The sequence below is a fragment of the Labrys sp. ALF-8 genome, from assembly GCF_059699065.1.
The window spans coordinates 267,242-286,604 of record NZ_AP048538.1 but is presented as its reverse complement, the minus strand read 5'-3'; the positions used below and the strand labels follow the sequence as shown (position 1 = coordinate 286,604).

17 protein-coding genes are annotated in these 19,363 nt (G+C 63.5%); 5 read left to right on the top strand and 12 right to left on the bottom strand.

Features of this window, described 5'->3' with window-relative positions:
* Positions 1-55: 55 nt before the first annotated feature.
* Both AC6H34_RS21135 and AC6H34_RS21130 read right to left on the bottom strand, forming a co-directional pair.
* A complete protein-coding gene (locus AC6H34_RS21135) occupies positions 56-322 on the bottom strand; it encodes a hypothetical protein (RefSeq protein ID WP_448146928.1) in 267 nt (88 codons plus the stop codon).
* Between the two features lie 94 nt (positions 323-416).
* A complete protein-coding gene (locus tag AC6H34_RS21130; protein WP_448146927.1) occupies positions 417-1,004 on the bottom strand; it encodes a hypothetical protein in 588 nt (195 codons plus the stop codon).
* 352 nt (positions 1,005-1,356) lie between these two features.
* On the opposite strand from AC6H34_RS21130, the gene leuA reads away from it, so the two are divergent.
* Complete coding sequence (gene leuA / locus AC6H34_RS21125; protein WP_497540120.1) at positions 1,357-3,063, top strand: 2-isopropylmalate synthase; 1,707 nt, start codon at positions 1,357-1,359, stop codon at positions 3,061-3,063.
* Positions 3,064-3,170: 107 nt separating this feature from the next.
* On the opposite strand, the gene AC6H34_RS21120 is transcribed toward leuA, so the two are convergent.
* Complete coding sequence (locus AC6H34_RS21120) at positions 3,171-3,761, bottom strand: TetR/AcrR family transcriptional regulator (RefSeq protein WP_448146925.1); 591 nt, start codon at positions 3,759-3,761, stop codon at positions 3,171-3,173.
* Positions 3,762-3,844: 83 nt separating this feature from the next.
* Here AC6H34_RS21120 and AC6H34_RS21115 point away from each other — a divergent pair, with 83 nt between their 5' ends.
* The gene (locus AC6H34_RS21115) at positions 3,845-4,156 is read left to right on the top strand and encodes a hypothetical protein (RefSeq protein WP_497540119.1); all 312 of its coding nucleotides are present in this window, start codon (positions 3,845-3,847) and stop codon (positions 4,154-4,156) included.
* A 147-nt stretch (positions 4,157-4,303) separates the two neighbouring features.
* On the opposite strand, the gene AC6H34_RS21110 is transcribed toward AC6H34_RS21115, so the two are convergent.
* The 3 genes from AC6H34_RS21110 to AC6H34_RS21100 all read right to left on the bottom strand — a co-directional run bounded on the left by AC6H34_RS21110 (position 4,304) and on the right by AC6H34_RS21100 (position 8,216).
* Positions 4,304-5,347: an ABC transporter permease gene (locus AC6H34_RS21110; RefSeq protein ID WP_448146923.1), complete on the bottom strand. Its 1,044-nt coding sequence runs from the start codon at positions 5,345-5,347 to the stop codon at positions 4,304-4,306.
* Between the two features lie 42 nt (positions 5,348-5,389).
* Positions 5,390-6,862, bottom strand: a complete 1,473-nt coding sequence (locus AC6H34_RS21105) for a sugar ABC transporter ATP-binding protein (RefSeq protein WP_497541252.1) — start codon at positions 6,860-6,862, stop codon at positions 5,390-5,392.
* A gap of 316 nt (positions 6,863-7,178) precedes the next feature.
* Positions 7,179-8,216 (bottom strand): sugar ABC transporter substrate-binding protein, encoded by a 1,038-nt coding sequence (locus AC6H34_RS21100; RefSeq protein ID WP_448146921.1) that lies wholly within the window; start codon positions 8,214-8,216, stop codon positions 7,179-7,181.
* Positions 8,217-8,435: 219 nt separating this feature from the next.
* Between AC6H34_RS21100 and AC6H34_RS21095 the strand changes: the two genes are divergently transcribed.
* Positions 8,436-9,698: an FAD-dependent oxidoreductase gene (locus tag AC6H34_RS21095; RefSeq protein ID WP_448146920.1), complete on the top strand. Its 1,263-nt coding sequence runs from the start codon at positions 8,436-8,438 to the stop codon at positions 9,696-9,698.
* A gap of 47 nt (positions 9,699-9,745) precedes the next feature.
* On the opposite strand, the gene AC6H34_RS21090 is transcribed toward AC6H34_RS21095, so the two are convergent.
* From AC6H34_RS21090 to AC6H34_RS21080, 3 genes are all read right to left on the bottom strand, one after another.
* Positions 9,746-11,062, bottom strand: a complete 1,317-nt coding sequence (locus AC6H34_RS21090) for a class I SAM-dependent methyltransferase (RefSeq protein WP_497540118.1) — start codon at positions 11,060-11,062, stop codon at positions 9,746-9,748.
* A gap of 198 nt (positions 11,063-11,260) precedes the next feature.
* Positions 11,261-11,530 (bottom strand): usg protein, encoded by a 270-nt coding sequence (locus AC6H34_RS21085; protein WP_448146918.1) that lies wholly within the window; start codon positions 11,528-11,530, stop codon positions 11,261-11,263.
* Positions 11,531-11,726: 196 nt separating this feature from the next.
* Positions 11,727-12,386, bottom strand: a complete 660-nt coding sequence (locus AC6H34_RS21080) for a TetR/AcrR family transcriptional regulator (RefSeq protein WP_497540117.1) — start codon at positions 12,384-12,386, stop codon at positions 11,727-11,729.
* 222 nt (positions 12,387-12,608) lie between these two features.
* Here AC6H34_RS21080 and AC6H34_RS21075 point away from each other — a divergent pair, with 222 nt between their 5' ends.
* Positions 12,609-13,757 (top strand): HlyD family secretion protein, encoded by a 1,149-nt coding sequence (locus AC6H34_RS21075; RefSeq protein WP_497540116.1) that lies wholly within the window; start codon positions 12,609-12,611, stop codon positions 13,755-13,757.
* A gap of 123 nt (positions 13,758-13,880) precedes the next feature.
* Positions 13,881-15,458: an MDR family MFS transporter gene (locus AC6H34_RS21070; RefSeq protein ID WP_497540115.1), complete on the top strand. Its 1,578-nt coding sequence runs from the start codon at positions 13,881-13,883 to the stop codon at positions 15,456-15,458.
* A gap of 144 nt (positions 15,459-15,602) precedes the next feature.
* Here the strand turns inward: AC6H34_RS21070 and ilvC are convergent, their stop codons facing one another.
* From ilvC to AC6H34_RS21055, 3 genes are all read right to left on the bottom strand, one after another.
* Positions 15,603-16,622 (bottom strand): ketol-acid reductoisomerase, encoded by a 1,020-nt coding sequence (gene ilvC / locus AC6H34_RS21065; RefSeq protein WP_448146914.1) that lies wholly within the window; start codon positions 16,620-16,622, stop codon positions 15,603-15,605.
* 244 nt (positions 16,623-16,866) lie between these two features.
* Positions 16,867-17,403, bottom strand: coding sequence for an acetolactate synthase small subunit (gene ilvN, locus AC6H34_RS21060; RefSeq protein ID WP_448146913.1), 537 nt, complete (start codon positions 17,401-17,403; stop codon positions 16,867-16,869).
* A gap of 75 nt (positions 17,404-17,478) precedes the next feature.
* On the bottom strand, positions 17,479-19,242 hold the full coding sequence (locus AC6H34_RS21055; RefSeq protein ID WP_448146912.1) for an acetolactate synthase 3 large subunit: 1,764 nt from the start codon (positions 19,240-19,242) through the stop codon (positions 17,479-17,481).
* Positions 19,243-19,363: the final 121 nt, after the last annotated feature.

Genomic DNA, 19,363 nt, shown 5'->3' with positions numbered 1-19,363 from the left:
CCATCGCGAAATACGATGCGTAAGAGAGCAGAAACGGTGGGGACCGCCGCACCGCTCAGCGGACGGGGTAGCCGTGGCGGCGCTGGGTGGACGAGATCAACTGCTCGGCTTTGGCATCGTCGCCGGCGCTGCAGGCCTTCGCCGCCGCATCCAGGTCCCTGCCCATGTCGTCGTGAACCTTCTTGTCCACGAAGCCGATCTTCACGTCCTTGTCGATGACACGGTGCACGAAGGCGATGCGATCACTGCAGGAAGCGGCGAGAGCGGGGGCAGCGGCACAGGAAGCCACCAGCAGGGCGGCGCAGATCAGAAGACGCATCATGAACATTCCATTGGTTTTCATGGCCGGGACCATCACGTCCCGGGATCGTCCCGATCTCTACGGCAATTTGGTTTAAAAGCCGTGAGGCATCCGCTCACGGCTGTGGCGGCGGTTCGATCTTCAGCGCGGGATCGAGCTTGTAGGTTGCGCTGAACCGGGCGGTGTCGCCTCCGCTCTCCACGCTACCCTCAGTCCTCACCGGCAACCGGCTCGCCGGATCGACATAGACGGTCATCGGCACGGTGAAGTTCGCGATCGCCGCGTCATACTTGAAGGCGACATAGCTCACGCCGTCGACGACCTTGCCGCCAAGGCACTCGATATTCCGGGCGCCATCCGAATAAAGGATGCCGGCCGCCACATAGTCGCTGTGCATGCGGCGCATGGTGCCTTCGTCGAGCGCCAGCCACAGGCCCTTCACCTTGCCCCAGGCCCGGTCTCCGACGATGATAACCTCCTGATCGCCCCGCGACGTGCTGACGAGGAGGTGGGCCGTATCAGGCACGATGACCTCCGTCACCGTTTCCATGTGCAGCGCGCCCACGGACGCCTCCCCGTCGACCCGGAAGGGGCCGGCCTCGCGTCCGTGCTGCATGATCGCCGTGAAATCGGCGACGCAGTCTGCTCGCGCTGCTGCGCCGCCCAGGAGAACTGCGACGAGTGCTAAGGGGACGGCGCGCATGGAAACTCCGGGCGAGATGGGCTGGCCACCAAAACCTAGCGCATCGCTCCTGATTCCCAAATCCGTTGGCAGTGCCGGCGCGGAATGGTCTTGCTCGCGCGGCAACATCGCTGTACAAGCCCCTCACACCGCGCGGCTTCAGCCGCTGCAAGATGAGGAACGAGCCGTGGCGATATCGCCCGCCAAGATCGAGTCGCTTGCGCTTCCCGCGCCGGCGACGGCGCTCGCCCTTCTTTCCGGCCTCCTCCTTAGCCGCCCCTGAGGGCCGGCCGGGCATCAGCCTGGGCGCTCAGGGGTTCATGTTCAGCGGTCTAGCTCGCCGCCCCTTCCCTTCGGCTGAAGAGTTTCCACCATGACATATGCAGGCAAAGTCTCGCAATTTTCCGCCCCCAAGGTCGATGTCGCCGCCAAGTACAAGCCCTGGCCCCCGATCGACCTGCCGGATCGCCAGTGGCCCTCCAAAACCATCACCCATGCTCCCACCTGGTGCGCGGTCGACCTGCGCGACGGCAATCAGGCGCTGATCGAGCCCATGGGCCACGAGCGCAAGCTGCGTATGTGGGACACGCTGGTCGCCATGGGCTTCAAGGAAATCGAGGTGGGCTTTCCCTCCGCGTCGCAGACCGATTTCGACTTCGTGCGCTTCCTGATCGAGACGGACCGCATCCCCGACGGTGTCGCCGTCCAGGTGCTGACTCAGGCTCGCGAGGAGTTGATCCGCCGCACCTTCGAGAGCCTGAAGGGCGCGAAGCTGGCCATCGTCCATCTCTATAACTCCACCTCGGAGTTGCAGCGCCGCGTCGTCTTCCGCCAGGATCGCGATGGCATCAGGGACATCGCCGTCAAGGGCGCCGAACTGATCGTCCAGCTCACGAAGGAGCTGGGTATGGAAGACAATATCCGCCATCAGTATTCGCCCGAGAGCTTCATGGGCACCGAGCTCGATTTCTCCAAGGAGATCTGCGAGGCGGTGATGGACATCTACAAGCCGACGCCGCAGAAGAAGCTGATCCTGAACCTGCCCCTGACGGTCGAGATGTCGACGCCGAACATCTATGCCGACCAGATCGAGTGGATGTCACGCAACATCAAGAACCGCGACAGCGTGATCATCTCGCTGCACCCCCACAACGACCGCGGGACCGGCGTCGCCGCCGCCGAGCTCGGGTTGATGGCGGGAGCCGACCGCGTTGAGGGGACCCTGTTCGGCAATGGCGAGCGCACGGGCAACGTCGACCTCGTCATCATGGCCGGCAACCTCATCATGTCGGGGGTCGATCCGCAGATCGACATCTCGGACGTGAACGCGCTGGTCCGCGTGGCGGAGCACTGCAACCAGTTGCCGATCCACCCGCGCCACCCCTATGCGGGTGAACTGGTGTTCACGGCCTTCTCCGGCTCGCACCAGGATGCGATCAACAAGGGCTTCAAGGCGATGGAAACGTCGAGCTCCCGGGTTTGGGAAGTGCCCTATCTGCCGATCGATCCGAAGGATCTCGGCCGCTCCTACGAGGCGGTCATCCGCATCAACTCGCAGTCCGGCAAGGGCGGCATCGCCTTCATCCTCGAGAAGGAGCATGGCCTCGAACTGCCGCGCCTGCTGCAGGTCGAGTTTTCCAAGGTCGTGCAGGGCATCGCCGACGGCGAGGGCGTGGAACTTGGCGCCGACCGGCTGTGGCATGCCTTCACCGGCGAATATCTCGACAACGGCCGCTATTCCTTCGTGTCGCACCAGGTCACCAGCGAAGGTGACGGCGAGGAACGCAGCATAACCGCGCGCATCCGCGACAATGGCGAGGAGAAGACGGTGACGGGCCAGGGCAATGGTCCGATCGATGCCTTCGTGCAGGCCATGCGCCAGGAAAGCGGGCTCGATTTCGATGTCGCCAACTATCGCGAGCATGCAATCGGCTCCGGCGCCAACGCGGCGGCTGTTTCCTATGTCGAACTGCGCATCACCAACGGCTCGACGCTCTTCGGCGTGGGCATCGACAGGGACACCACGAAGTCGGCCCTCAAGGCGGTGCTCTCGGGCGTGAACCGGATCCTGAAGAGGTAACCCGGAAGCGCGGACGGAGACGTCCGCGCGCCGACTTCTCGGAGAGGAAGCGCGGAGTGGCGGAGGCGACCAACTCGCGTTCCACGCATGGCCGCGAGGCTGGTTCCTCACCGCCCGCCGACGAGATAGCTCCCCAGCAACTGCCTGACCTCGGCTTCCAGCGCAGCATCGTTTCCCTCCTCCAGGCTGAGCGCCTTAAGGAGATGAAGGACGAGCGTGGCCATGACGGCCGCACGCTCCGGCGAAAGATCCTTGCGGGACTTGCGCAGGATGGCCGCGACACTCGCGCGAAGGGAATTGCGAAACTCGGCCCGCTTGTCTCCGCCGTCGCCCTGTGCATCGACGAGCGCAACGGCAAAGCGCCGCTCCGAGCGAAGAGCGATTGCGAAAACGATCAATTCATCCGCCAGTTCCCGAGCACTCAGATTGGCAGCCAGATCCTCGAGGCTCGCCAGCCGGTTCAGGCTCCCTTCGGCGAATTGCTGCAGCAGCGCATCGGCAAGCACTTCCTTCGAAGGAAAGAAGCGATAAAGCGAACCGATCGCCGTCTTCGAGCGAAGGCCGATCTCCGTCATCGTGGCGGCCTCGTAGCCCTTCTCGCGGAAAACCTCCGCCCCAGCCGCAAGAATGGCGGCGACGCGCAGATGCCCGCGGAGGCGCTTGGGAGTCCGGGCGTCGGCTGGCACGCTCGTTGACATATGCGAGGGTATCCTCTACTAACTGTTTTGCGAGGATATCCTCGCATATCTCTCTTCCCCCTGCCAGCCGGGCCTGAGCCTCAATGAGCGATATCCTGCTGTTCCTCGCCGGCGCGCTCCTGTGCAACGCCGTCCCGCACATCGCCAGCGGGTTGACCGGATCGCCGTTCCCAACGCCTTTCGCCAGGCCGCGTGGCATCGGGAACTCCCCGCCGCTGACGAATTTTCTCTGGGGAGGCCTGAACCTGGTGCTCGGCCTCGCCATCCTTGCGGGCCACCCCGTGGCTATCGGCATCAACGACGGCTTCATCGCCCTGCTCGTCGGCGCGCTGGCGCTGGGGGCGTTCATGTCGCGCCATTTCGGCAAGGTGAAAAGCGGCGAGATTTCGCGATAACGCCTGGGACCGCCGGCATCCCGGAAGCGACTGCCATCTCGACAGAAGGCGCAAACCTAACCGAGTGCGCCCCCTCCTATTTCTTTCTCGTTTCCAGGGGAGTCGGCAAGGAAGCCGGCTGTCCCAGGAGATGTATGCGCCTCCAGCCTACCCCGCCGCAGCACTCTCATCGCGCAAGCGCTGGGCGTAGACGTTGATGATCAGAGCTGCCAGGAGGATGACGCCGCGGATCAGGATCTTCAGGAAGCTGTCGATCTCGACGTGGTCGAGACCGTTGTTGAGGACGCCGAGCACGCACAGGCCCACGATTGTGTTGCCGATACCGCCGCGTCCGCCGAACAGGCTGGTGCCGCCCACGACCACCGCGGCAATGGCGTCGAGCAGGTAGCCGGTGAACTCGTTCTGCTGGGCGCTACCGAAATGGGCGACGCCGATCATTCCCGCGACGCCGGAGCAGATCGCCGAAATCACCATCACCGACGCCAGGATCATCTTGATGTTGATGCCGGAAAACTCGGCCGCCTCGCGATTCCCGCCCACCATGTAGATGTAGCGTCCGAAGCGCGTATAGGTCAGCACGACGTGCCCGACGGCCAGGAAGATCGCCAGGACGACGACGATCCAGGGGATGCCGCCGATGCTGCCGGAGCCGAGGGTGGTAACGAGAGAGGGCACCGCATAGGCGATCTGGCCGCGCAGCAGCAGGGCGCAGACGCCGTCGGCGATCTGCATCATCGCCAGCGTCATGATGAAGGAGGGAATACCGATCCTTGTGAGGCCGAAGGCGTTGACGAGGCCCAGTGCCGCGCAGGCCACCAGAGCCAGCACGATGGCGACGCCGCCCGGCATGATGAAATCGGCATTGGCGATGTTCACATAGGATTCCTGCGCCGTGAAGAAGGCCACCGCCACGCCGGTCACATTGGCGATGGAAGCCACGGAAAGGTCGATCTCGCCGCACAGGATCACGAAGGTCAGGCCGACCGCGATCACGCCGGTGACCGAGATCTGCACGAGGATGTTGGCGAGGTTGTCCAGCGTGACGAAGGATGGACTGGCCACGGCGAAGAAGATCACGAGCGCGAGCAGCGTGACGAAGGGCGCTATGTTTCGCATCTGGTTGCGCAGGATGGCGCCCCATCCTTGTCGCGCGAAGGCCGCCTGGCCGCCATCCTGAACCGGTGTGCTCATCAACAGAAACTCCCAGGCATGCTCATGCCGCCGCTCTTCGGCTCACGCGGCTTCGAGCAATTTGTCTTTTGAAATTGTTTCATTGGCGAATTCGCGCACGATCCGCCCTTTCTTCATCACGACGACGCGGTCGGCGAGCGAGAGAACCGTCTCCGGCTCGGCCGACACGACGATCACCGCCAGGCCCTTGTCCCTGAGGTCGCGAACGATCTTCACCACGTCGTCCTTGGCGCCCACATCCATGCCGCGCGTCGGCTCGCTGAGGATCAGCACCTTCGGAGGATAGGTCAGCCACTTGGCCAGCGCCACCTTCTGCTGGTTGCCGCCTGAAAGCGAGCCCAGCAGGGCGTTCACCAGGGGCGGACGGATATGCAGCGCCTCGATGTGGCCCTGCGCCGTCCGGCGCTCGACATTCGGCTTCAGCCACAGGCGCGAGATGCGATCGAGGATGCTGATCGAGACATTCCGGTAGATCGGCTGATGGTGGAACAGCATCGAGCGCCGGCTCTCCGGCACGAAGGCGATGCCGGCATCGCGGGCCTGCGACGTATTGCGCAGGTGGCGCGTCTTGCCCTGAAGCTCGATATGCCCGTGCGAGGGCTTGAGCTTGCCGAAAAGGGTACGGGCGAATTCGAGCTGTCCGCAGCCCATGAAGCCATAGACCCCGAGCACCTCGCCTGCCTGAACGTCGATGCTCACATCGGCGAAGGCGCGCCCATAGGACAGCCCCTGCGTCGCGAGGACCGGCGTGCCGGCAGGCTTGGCCGGCAGGCTGATCAGGCCCGAATAGCTTTCCTCCAACCCCTCATGGCCCCGGCCGATCATGTGTTCGATCACCCAGTTCTTGTCGATGCCCTGGGTCGAATGGGAAATCACATGCCGGCCGTTTCGGAAGATGGTCACGGCATCGGAAATGCTGAGGATGTCGTCGAGGAAATGGGAGATGAAGACGATGCTCCGACCGTCAGCCCGCACCTTGCGCAGCACCTCGAAGAGCCGTGCCACTTCGGGGGGCGAGAGCGCTGATGTCGGCTCGTCGAGGATGATGATGCGCGCACCCGAGAACAGCACGCGGGCAAGCTCTATCAACTGCTGCAGCCCGATCGGCAGGGCACCGATACGCATGCGCGGATCGACGTCGATGCCGAGATTCCGGAGCTGCTCGCGGGCGCCTTTCACCATGGCCGGCCAATCGACGGCGCCAAGAGCATTAAGCGGCTGCTTGCCGAGATAGACATTCTCCGCAACGCTGAGGTCCGGCACGATGCTCAGTTCCTGATGCACCATGCTGATGCCCGCCGCCAGCGAGTCGTGGGCGGAGCGGAAATGGACTTCCTTGCCGTCGATTTCCAGCGTGCCTTGATATTCGGTGTGAACGCCGGCGATGATCTTCATCATCGTCGACTTGCCGGCACCGTTCTCACCCACGAGTCCGTGGATCTCACCGGCCTGTAGCGTGAAATCCACCCCTTTCAGGGCCGCCACGCCGCCGAAGGATTTGGAGATGCCCGTCATCTTCAGCCGCGGCTGACCGAGAGCGCCCTCTTGCGTTGCGTCCAACGACATTACGCCTCACAGGATTGAAAAGATGTGCCGGTCTTCGGAACCGGCCTCGCAAACGTGACGAGGCCGAGAGGCTCGACTTGTCATGTCCTGGCCTTTCCCTGGCCTCCAGCCGTGCGCCCTCTTGCGGCGTTCCACTGGATTGCAGGGACGGGCGCGGCAATGACAAGCAGTCGAGGTGCCATCGACATTCCAGCCAATTTCCCGGGACCGGCACGACATACAAGGGAAAGTGCCGGCCTGAAGGACCGGCACCTACCGATCACGCTCAGATCAGGAAGTGCTTTTCCATCCAGAGCATGCCCGCGGCATTGTCCTTGGTGACGACCGGCCCATCCGTGACGACGTTCTTGGGAATGCCGTCGTCGCCCGTCTTCTCCCCGCCGACAACGGCCGCGACGCCGGCAACGATCGCGCCGCCATGGATGCGGCAGGACGGATTGCGCACGGTGGCGAACATCCGCCCGTCTGCCACCGCCGAAATGGCCGGGGGCATGGCATCGACGCCGCCGATCTTGATGTCGGTGCGGCCGCGCGCCTTCATGATGTTGTAGGCGGCGAGCGCCATGTCGTCATTGTGGAAGAAGGCCGCGTCGATCTGCGGATACTTCGTCAGGTAGGTCTCCCAAAGGCGAGCCGCCTTGGTGACGTCCCAATCGGCCGGCTGGGTGTCGAGCACCTCGATCCCCGGGAACTGCTTGACGACGGATTCGAAGCCCCTCGCCCGCCCCTGCGCGCCGGTATGGCCGAGGGCGCCCTGCGTCATGATGATCTTGCCCTTGCCGCCGATGGCATTGCAGAGCGCCTGCGTGACGGAGGCTCCCATGAATTCGTTGTTGGGAGCGAGGAAGGAATGCACATTGATCTGGTCGAGCGGGGCGATCAGCGTGTCCATGTCGATGACGGGAATGCCTGCATCGATCATCTTCTGCACGGGCTGCGTCAGCGTGCCGATGCCGAAGGCCTGGATGGCGACGAAATCCCACTTCTGCGAGGCCATGTTGTCGATGGCGGCGCGCTGCTTGACCGCATCGAGCTGGCCGTCGAACCAGGTCACCTCGACGTTGAAGAGCTTGCCCCAATATTCCGCGGCCTGCTTGCCCTGGGCGCACCAAGTAGCCTGGAGGCCGGCATTGGAGAAAGCAGCCTTGAGGGGCTTCTCGGAGCGCCCTGCCACTTGCGCGGCTTCCGCGGCGAGGGCCGGATCGATGCCAAAGCCTCCGAACAGGGCAGCGGCGGCACCTGCGGAGAACGAGGCGGTGCGAATGAAGTCCCGCCGCGTATGCGGCGTCGAATCCTTGGTCATTATTTCCTCCGTTGCGATTTTGCTTTCAATGCCTCGGCATTGATGCGGCCCTTTTGAGCCTGACGCGTCCGGTTGAGTCCGGTGCGCTCACATCATCTTATGATTGTTCGGACAAATGACAACTGGGATTCTTCTGCATTTCATTTCCGTTTCGTCACAACTGTGGATCGCAGAGGGCCGCCGCTGGCGGTGAATCCGGCCCTGGCGATAGGATCGGGCATGAGCAGCCTTTCCATCGCGGTCGTCGGCGCCGGCGTCGCCGGTCTCGCGGCAGCCTCCTTTCTTGCCGACGCCGGACACAGGCCGGTGATCTTCGAGCGCTTTGAGCAGGCCCGACCGGTCGGTGCCGGCCTGCTCATCCAGCCCACCGGCCTCGCCGTGCTCGAACGGCTCGGCCTGCGCGAAGAAGCAGCGCGCATCGGCTCCCGCATCGAACGTCTCCATGGCCGCAGCGGACCCGAGGGGCCCCTTATCTTCGACAGGCGCTATGACGAGTTGCTGCCCGGCCTGCACGGCACGGGGCTGCACCGGGCATCCCTGTTCCACCTCCTGATCGGCGCCGTGCAGGCCCGGGCGATACCCCTCCAGCAGGCGACGGAGATCGCGGGCGTCGAGGACATCTCGTCATTTCCCCGGCTTCTGGACGGGAGAGGGCGCCGTCTCGGCCCATTCGACCTGGTGATCGATGCCAGCGGTGCACGCTCGCGACTGCGCGAAGCTCTCGGCCCGCAGCGCATCCGGCCCTATGCCCATGGGGCTGTCTGGGGCGTGGCGCGCGACACGGGTTTCCTGCGGGATACACTGCAACAACGCTATCGCACCGCACGTTTCATGATCGGCGTCCTGCCGGTGGGTTCCTTGCCGGGCGATCCCACTCCGCTGAATGCCTTCTTCTGGAGCCTGCCGGTCGCCGAACTCGAGCGCTGGAACAAGGCCGACCTCGCCGCATGGCGGGAAGAGGTCGGGTATATATGGCCGGAAACCGGTCCCCTGACGGCCCAGTTCACAAGGCACGACCAGCTCACCCAGGCCCGCTATGCGCAATTGACCGTGCCGGCACCGGTAAGCGGACGGCTTGCCCTGCTCGGCGATGCCTGGCACCAGACCAGCCCCCAGCTCGGCCAGGGTGCGAACATGGCGTTGCTCGATGCCGCCGCGCTCGCCGATGCCATTGCGCTCCACCGCGACCTCGGCGAGGCCCTCACCTCCTTTGTAGTCGGGCGGCGGGCCCATATCCGCTTCTACCAGACCGCAAGCGCGATACTGACGCAGTTCTTCCAGTCGCATTCGCGGATGACGGGGCCCGTACGCGATGCGGCGTTCGGTCCGATGGGAAGGATGCCCTGGCTGAAAGCCGAAATGGTCAAGACGCTGGCGGGACTGAAGACAGGACCGTTCTCCTGGCGGAGGGCAGAGGAACTGGCGGGGCTTGCAGGCGGGACGCCGCGACGGATGCAGGGCATGGCCGAGGAACAAATCTGACGAAACACCGCGTCATGGCCGGGACGCCTGCCATCCCGGCAACGACACTACCGATAGAGGTCCTCCCGGGTCGGCGGCAGGCCGGAAGGACCCTTCGCCTTTTTCGATGCCAGCGTCTGGAAGATACCCACAGCCGAGCGCTCGAAGGCCAGCGAACACCCGGCGAGATAGAGGAGCCAGATCCGGGTCTTCGCTTCGCCCACCTCCTTGGCCGCGTCCTCGCGGCGGGCATGGAGGTTTTCGGTCCATGCCTTCGTCGTGCGGGCATAGTGCTCGCGCCAGGCCTCGACGTCATGCACTTCGAAACCATGGCTTTCCAGGCCGTTCGCGGACATGCCCACGGTATCGAGTTCACCGCCCGGGAAGATGTAGCGCGTGAGCGCCGCGAACTCCGGGCGCTTCTTGCGGAAGCTCTTCATGTCGCGCTTGGCTGGCCGGGCGATGGCATGGTGGAGATAGAGGCCACGCGGACGCAGCAGACTGTGGATCTTGCGGAAATAGGCGTCGTGATTGTCGAGGCCGACATGTTCGAACATGCCGATCGAGGCGATTTTGTCGAAGTTGCCCGTCAGGTCGCGGTAGTCCTTGAGCTCGACCGTCACCTTGTCCTGCAGGCCTAGCCGGGCGATGCGCTCCTGCGCGAAATCATACTGCTCCTGCGCCAGCGTCACGCCATGCGCGGTCACGCCGTAATGCTGCGCGGCGTGGCAGATCAGTCCCGCCCAGCCCGAACCGATATCGAGGAAGCGCTCCCCCGGCTGCAGGCGCAGCTTGCGGCAGATCATGTCGAACTTGGCGGTCTGCGCCTCGTCGAGCGTGGTTTCAGGTCTCGGCCAATAGGCACAGGTGTAGGCCATGGTCGGTCCGAGGAAGAGGCCATAGAAGTCATTGGACAGGTCATAGTGGAACTGCACCAGCGGCTTGTCGTCCCTTCCCTTCTCGACCTTGTCTGCGACGTCGCCGGCATAGTCATGCTTCTCCGCCTTCTCGTCCTTCCTGGGAAGCGAGCGGGTGAGGAAAGGCCACAGGCCCCGGGCGAGCTGGAGCTTGCTCAGGCGCTTGAACAGGCCCTTTGTGTTCATGCTGCCGCGACGGGCCGCAACATCGAGCAGCGTGCCGCCCTCGATCCGCAGGCTGCCATCTGCCAGGAGCTGGATGAGCTGGTCGAATCCCTTGCCCAGGGTCGCCTTGCGCACGAGGCGCGTGATGGCCTCCGGGTTCATGATCTTCAGGCGGAGATCGGTACGGGCGTCCTTTCCAAGCGGCAGGATCTCGCCATTCCACAACTCGACGGCGAAATCCGCCTGCAACTGGTCAGCCAGATGAGTGATCAGCCGCCGAGCAACCTCGATATATCTGTCCACGGAGCCTCCGCATGATTGGGAGGCGTTATAGCGTTATTTGCAGGTGATGCCAGCTTCCGGTGTGCCGGTTCTCCGACAGGCACCAACCGTATTCCGGGCCGTCCCCGATCCGGACGCCGTCGCATCCCGACGGCATTTCGCTTCCAGGCGGAATCACCATGAACAGCAAGACGCGGTTCGATCTAACCGCACTTTGCCCTAGTGAAGCCGGAACTCCTGTCCAACCGCTCGCAACTCCGCCGGCTTGATCAGCCCGCTATGCGACACGGTGACCGAGTGCAGCGCTCCTTCGAGCTTGTCCCGCCAGAAACCGAGAAATCTCTGCAGTTCGGGGAATACCGGAGCCAGGTCGTACTCCTGCCAGATATAGGTCTGCAGCACCGCCGGATGATCCGGAAGGCGATAGAGGATGTTGGCCGTTGTCAGGCCGTATCCTTCCAACTGACGACGAAACGCAACCGACACCATAGACGGTACCTCCTGCGACGGTGACAGTCATATTGCATCGCAAAAGTCACATTCCCGCAATGAAATTTTCGTTAATAATAAAACGAAATCAATATGTTAGCACTCAACACCATGGAGTGCTGCCAAAAGTGTGGCGGTCCGGCCGAACCTGGATCAGGCTCTTGGGTCCGCCATCCGCTGACGTGGCGCGGTCTCGTCACTTCGGCGCCCTGGCGCAGCAGCCCCTGAGGAATACCCGGGCGCATAGCCTGGCGCGATAGGCAATCTCCGCATCGTCGGGTGCGCTGCGCCGGCCGAGCATGACGGCGCGCTGCAATTCCATGATCATCATGCCGCGCAGCATTCCCGTCGCAGCCCCTGGATCCGGCAGTTCGAGCAGACCGCGCTCGGCCTGCAGGCGGAGCCATGTCTCGATCGCCGCGTTCGTACGCATCACGGCAGTCTCGTAGAAAGCGTCGCCAATCTCCGGGAAGCGGTCATACTCCCCGATCACCAGGCGATTCATAGCGATGGTCTCTTCACTGAGCGTCAGCTTGCCATAGGCGATGAGAATGCGCTCCAGCGCGGGCACGAGTCCGTCCTCGTCAAGCGCCTCGTCATCGATCACCAGCATGAACAAGCGGATGCGATCGGCCACGACCCTGGTGAACATGTCGGCCTTGGTCGGGATCAGCCGATACATCGTCTTGGTGGAGACCCCTGCCCTCTGCGCCACCGCGCTCATGCTGGTGGCGGCATAGCCATTGGCCTGGAACTCGCTGGCGGCAGCTTCCACGATCAGGCGCCTGGTCTCCTCGTCCGACCGGATCTGGGGCCTGCCGCGAGGGCGCTTCACCGGAAGTTGATTTTGTCGCATGACAGTTTTCCAATTTCCCGTTGACAACGGGCCTTCGCGGATTATTTTAGAAAACAACTGATTTCCTAATTAGGGCATACCGGCCGACACCGCAAGGGCGGCCAGCGCACAGAACCGGAAACAGACGCCTATTTTCGGAAAAAACGATGCGACGACGAAAGACCCGCGGCACCCGTCCTGGTTGAAGTGGGCCCGCTGCTGCAGGGAAACGAGGTACAGACAATGACCAAGCATCCAACATCCCTCGAGATCGACCGCCCGATTCCCGCCGCCGAGGCGGCTCCGGGGATGAATATCGGCACCGGGCCGGCCACGCCGCCCGCCGTGCCTCCTCCGGCACGGAAGAACCGCCTGCGCAAGCCGTTGCTGATCGGCGCAAGTCTCCTCATCCTCGCTGGCGCTGCCTATTACGGCGAACAATACTGGACGGTCGGCCGCTTCCAGATCTCGACGGACGACGCCTACGTCCAAGCCGACAATACCACGATCGCCCCAAAGATCTCGGGCTATATCAGCGAGGTCCTGGTCGGTGACAACCAGGGCGTCAAGGCCGGCCAGGTCCTGGCCCGCATCGACGACCGGGACTTCAGGGTGGCCCTCGACCAGTCCAAGGCGGACGTCCTTGCCGCGCAGGCCGCAATCGACGGCAAGCAGGCGGCGCTCGACACCCAGCAGTCCATCATCGACGCCGCCAAGGCGACGATCACGGTAGACCAGGCCAACGAGACGTTCGCCGAGCAGGACGACAAGCGCTATGCCTCATTGGCCAACCAGGGCTTCGGCAGCGTGCAGAATGCGCAGCAGGCGAGCGCCCGCATCATGGCTGCCCGAGCCACCACGCAGCGCGACACCGCTGCCCTGGTGACCGCCACCAAGCAGGTCGACAGCCTGAAGGCGGAACTCGCGCAGGCCCGGGCCACCCTTGCCCGCGACCAGGCAGTCCAGCACCAGGCGGAACTGAACCTGTCCTATACGAGTGTCGTCTCGCCGGTGGACGGCGTCGTCGGCAATCGTACGCTGCGGGTCGGCCAATATGTACAGGCGGGCACGCAGCTGATGGCGGTGGTCCCCACCAAGGCCGCCTATATCGTCGCGAACTACAAGGAAACGCAGCTGACCGACGTCCACGCCGGCCAGAAGGTCGACATCGATGTCGACATGTTTCCGGGCGTGAGCGTCAGCGGTCATGTCGACAGCGTCGCTCCGGCCAGCGGACAGGAATTCGCCTTGCTGCCGCCCGACAACGCCACCGGCAACTTTACCAAGGTGGTTCAGCGCATACCCGTGAAGATCGTGCTCGATCCCGACAGCCCGCTTGCCGACCAGTTGCGCCCCGGCATGTCGGTCTACCCCACGATCGAGACGAAGTAACCCCGGGACCGCCGGCATCCGCCGCTCCGGTCCCGGCATGAACAAGCACGCCGTTTCCACGAGGCGGGCAGGACGCGACCGACGGACTCGATCGCGACCCACCGTCCGCGCTCACAGGGAATCATGACCATGGCCCAGACATCGACCTCGACCCCTGAGAGGGCCAGCCTCACCACCTGGATCGCCATCCTCGCCGGAATGATCGGCGCTTTCATGGCGATCCTGAACATACAGATCACCAACGCCTCCCTTCTAGACATCGAAGGCGGCATCGGCACGGGCGTCGACAACGGCGCCTGGATCTCGACCTCCTACCTCATCGGCGAGATCGTGGTGATCCCACTGACCAGCTATTTCAGCCGCGTCTTCTCCTTCCGCCTCTACATGATCGCGAGCACGGTATTCTTCGCCCTGTTCTCCATGGCCTGTGCGTTCACCCACGACCTCGGCTCGATGATCGCGATGCGCGGCCTGCAGGGCTTCGCCGGAGGCGTGCTGATCCCCATGGCCTTCACCATGGTCGTGACCAAGCTGCCCAAGGCCCAGCAGCCCGCGGGGATGGCGATGTTCGCCCTCGCAGTCACCTTCGCACCTGCCATCGGCCCCACGATCGGCGGCTACCTTACCGAGAATTACGGGTGGCAGACCATCTTCTTCATCAATACCGCCCCGAGCATCGTCATGGTCGTGGCTCTCTACTTCACCCTGGAGCGCGAGCCGATGAATCTCGCCTTGTTAAGGGAGGGAGATTGGGCCGGCATCGCCACCATGGCTATCGGCCTGTCGGCGCTGCAGACCATGCTGGAGGAAGGCAACAAGGACGACTGGTTCCAGTCGACCTTCATCGTGCGCCTCGCCGTCATCGCCTTCGTGTTCCTCTCGGCATTCATCTGGATCGAGCTGACGGTGAAAAAGCCGCTCGTGGACCTCAGGCTGCTGATGAACCGTAATTTCGGCATCGGCACGGTCGCGAACGTGCTCGTCGGCTTCGCCCTGTTCGGCTCGGTCTATGTGCTGCCGCAATATCTGGGACAGGTGCAGGGCTACAATGCCGAGCAGATCGGCCAGGTCCTGGCCTGGACCGGCCTGCCCCAGCTCCTTCTCATTCCGCTCGTGCCGCGCATGATGAAGAGTTTCGACGTACGCTATATCGGCGTGGTCGGCATCTCCCTGTTCGCCCTCAGCTGCTTCATGAACATCTCGATGTCTCTGGACTATTCCGGCGACCAGTTCTTCGTGCCCAACATGGTGCGGGCCATCGGCCAGGCCATGGTGATCACGCCTCTTACCGCGATCGCCATGCTCGGCATCGCTCCCAAGGACGCCGCCAACGCCTCGGGCCTGTTCAACATGCTGCGCAACCTCGGCGGGGCCGTGGGCACGGCGAGCCTTTCCACCATCATCACCAAGCGCGAGCAGTTTCACTCCAACATCATCGGCCAGTCGGTGACGACCTACCGCGACGTGGTGCGCGAGCGGATCGACCAGATGACCGGCTACTTCCAGTCCCACGGGATCGCTGACCAGGCGCTCGCCCACCACAAGGCGATCGCCGCCCTCGGCAGCATCGTCAAGCGCCAGGCCCTGATCATGGGATTCAGCGACACCTTCGCCGTCATCGGCATCATGCTGGCGATCGCCGCGATTTCGCTGCTGTTCGCCCGGAAGGGCCAGGTAGCGGGCGGCGCCGCGGCACACTGATCCCAGGGACCGCCGCACCTTGCCGGCCCCTGAACCACCGCGGCATGAAAAAAGGGCGCGACCGTCGAGGTCAGCGCCCTTCCTCTTATTCCATACGCTTCCGGGAACCGGCTGGAGCCGGCGGTCCCAGAAAGCGCACCCGGCTTAGTTGCGGGCCTTGTCGACCAGCTTGTTCTTGCCGATCCAGGGCATCATGCCGCGCAGCTTCTCGCCGACGGCCTCGATCTGATGGGCGTCGTTGAGGCGGCGGATACCCTTGAAGCGCGAGGCGCCGGCCCGGTATTCCTGCATCCATTCCGAGGTGAACTTGCCGGTCTGGATATCGTTGAGGACGCGCTTCATCTCGGCCTTGGTCGCATCCGTGATGATGCGCGGGCCGGAGACATATTCGCCCCACTCGGCGGTGTTGGAGATCGAATAGTTCATGTTGGCGATGCCGCCCTCATAGATGAGGTCGACGATCAGCTTCACTTCATGGAGGCATTCGAAATACGCCATCTCCGGAGCGTAGCCCGCCTCGACAAGCGTCTCGAAGCCAGCGCGAATCAGCTCGACCAGGCCGCCGCACAGCACCACCTGCTCGCCGAACAGGTCCGTCTCGCACTCTTCCTTGAAGTTGGTCTCGATCACGCCCGATCGGCCGCCGCCGACGCCGCAGGCATAGGAAAGCGCGATGTCATGGGCATTGCCGGAAGCATCGTGATGGACAGCGATCAGGCAAGGCACGCCGCCGCCCTTCTGGTACTCGCCGCGCACCGTGTGGCCGGGGCCCTTCGGTGCGATCATGATGACGTCGACCGTCTTCTTGGGCTCGATCAGGCCGAAATGAACGTTCAGCCCGTGCGCGAAAGCGATGGCGGCACCGTCCTTGATGTGGGGAGCGATCTCGTCGCGGTAGATGTCGGCCTGGAGTTCGTCAGGAGTCGCCATCATCAGCAGGTCGCCCCACTTGGCGGCTTCCGGCACCGTCAAGACCTTGAGGCCATCGGCCTCGACCTTCTTGGCGGTGGTGGAGTCGGGACGAAGCGCGATGGCGATGTCCTTGACGCCCGAATCCTTCAGATTCATCGCATGGGCACGGCCCTGGGAGCCGTAGCCGACGATGACAACCTTCTTATTCTTGATCAGATTGAGATCGGCGTCACGATCATAATAAACGCGCATGGTCCTTCGTCCTTCAGACATTTCCTATGAGGGGAAGATTATTGATGGGGGCGAATAGCCCTTCATCAGGTGGGAGGCAAGTTTCGTTGCGGGAAAAAGCACGGCCGGCTTCGAATATTTCGTCCGGCACGGCCGGAACGTAGCGAAAATAGATCGGGGGCTTCGTCGCCCCTCGCTCATCGCCGCCTCTGGCCGGCAGCGCCGCCTGGATCCCGGCTGGAGAGCGGGGCAAGCGGCGCCATTCTCAAAGCGGCTCGGGGCCTCGCGAAATGGCGGCGATGCCGGTGCGCGAAACCTCCACGAGGCCGATCGGGCGCATCAGCTCGATGAACTGGTCGAGCTTGTCGCCCTTTCCGGTAAGTTCGAACACGAAGCTCTCGACCGTGGCGTCGATGACACGGGCGCGGAACGCATCGGCGATGCGCAGGGCTTCGCCCCTCTCCTCGCCCTTGCCGCGCACCTTGATCAGCATGAGTTCGCGCTCGAGCGCCCTGCCGGTGAGGGTGAGGTCCACGACCTTGTGCACCGGCACGAGGCGCTCCAGCTGGGCCTTGATCTGCTCGATCACGCTGGCCGTGCCGGTGGTGACCACCGTGATGCGCGAGACATGCTCGGCATGCTCGGTCTCGGACACGGTGAGGCTTTCGATGTTGTAGCCGCGGCCCGAGAACAGCCCCACGACGCGCGCAAGCACGCCGGGCTCGTTGTCGACCTCGATCACCAGCGTATGGGTCACGATGGTCTCGGCCGTGGAGGCCATGAAATAGGCAGATCCGGTCATGATGGATTTCCAGGTCGGTATGGATGGGCGGGGCATCCCCGGGACCGCCGGCGTCCGGCAGCCCCGGGGCAAACCTCACACCAGTTGCTTGCCCTTGGCGTCGATCACGCTGCCGATATCGACGGCCGCATCGCCCAGGATCATCTCGTTGTGCGCCTTGCCCGAGGGAATCATCGGGAAGCAGTTCTCGGCCTTGTCGACGTGGCAGTCGAAGATCACCGGATGAGGCGCGTCGATCATCTCCTTGATCGCTGCGTCGAGGTCTCCGGGCTTGGAGCAGCGGATGCCGACCCCGCCATAGGCTTCCGCCAGCTTGACGAAATCGGGAAGCGCCGCCGAATAGCTCTCGGAATAGCGCCCGCCATGCAGCAGTTCCTGCCACTGGCGCACCATGCCCATATATTCGTTGTTGAGGATGAAGATCTTCACGGGCAGGCGATACTGCACCGCCGTCGACATCTCCTGCATGTTCATCAGGATCGAGGCTTCGCCGGCAATGTCGATCACCAGGGACTTGGGATGCGCGATCTGCGCGCCGATGGCGGCGGGCAGGCCGTATCCCATGGTGCCGAGGCCGCCGGACGTCATCCAGCGGTTCGGGTCCTGGAAATGGAAGTGCTGGGCGGCCCACATCTGGTGCTGGCCGACCTCGGTGGTGATGTAGACGTCGCGGTCCTTGGTGAGCTGGTAGAGCCGCTCGATGGCGTATTGGGGCTTGATGACCTCGTCCGAGTGCCGGTAGTTCAGCGACTTGCGCGAGCGCCAGCCCTCGATCTCGCCCCACCAGCTCTTCAGCGCCGCCTTGTCGACGCTCGGCTTCGACTCGCGCCAGGCCGCGAGCATCTGCTCCAGCACATGGGCGCAGTCGCCGATGATGCCGATATCCACCTTCACGTTCTTGTTGATCGAAGACGGATCGATGTCGACATGGATCTTGCGGCTGTGCGGCGAGAAGGCGTCGATGCGGCCGGTGATGCGGTCGTCGAAGCGGGCGCCGATATTGATCAGCACGTCGCAGTCATGCATCGCCAGGTTGGCCTCGTAGGTACCGTGCATGCCCAGCATGCCGAGCCATTGCGGATCGGCGGCGGGATAGGCTCCGAGACCCATCAGGGTCGAGGTCACGGGATAGCCCGTCAGCTTGGCGAACTCGCGCAGCAGGGCCGTGGCGCGGGGACCGGCATTGATGACGCCGCCGCCCGTATAGAACACCGGCTTCTTGGCGCCGGCGATCAGGGCCACCGCAGCCTTGATCTTGTCGGCGTCGCCTTCGAGGCGCGGACGGTAGGTCTTGTGGATGTTGTCCGTCGGCTTGAAATACTCACCCGTCTTGAACTGGATGTCCTTGGGGATATCCACCAGCACCGGTCCCGGACGGCCGGTCGAGGCGATCTGGAAGGCCTCGTGCAGGATGCGCGGCAGATCCTCGATGCGTTTCACCAGATAGTTGTGCTTGGTGCAGTGGCGGGTGATGCCGACGGTATCGGCCTCCTGGAACGCGTCCGAACCGATCAGATGGGTGGGCACCTGGCCGGTGATGCACACCAGCGGGATCGAATCCATCAAGGCATCGGTCAAGCCGGTCACGGCGTTGGTGGCGCCCGGGCCGGAGGTCACCAGCACGCAGCCCACCTTGCCGGTGGAGCGGGCATAGCCTTCAGCAGCGTGGACGGCGGCCTGTTCGTGCCTTACCAGGACGTGACGAAGCTTTTCCTGATGGAAGATCGCATCATAGATCGGCAGAACCGCACCGCCGGGATAGCCGAACAGGGTGTCCGCACCCTGGTCGATCATGGCTTGCACCACCATTTCCGCGCCGGTCATTTGCTTCGTCGACATCGCCTTTTTCCTTGGCTACAGAATTTGGGCTTTCGGACTTCGTATTTTCGTTCGTTGAGCTTTAGGCAATAAAAAAGGCCCTCAAGGGGCCCATGTGCGTCATCGCAGGAGATTCGGGACT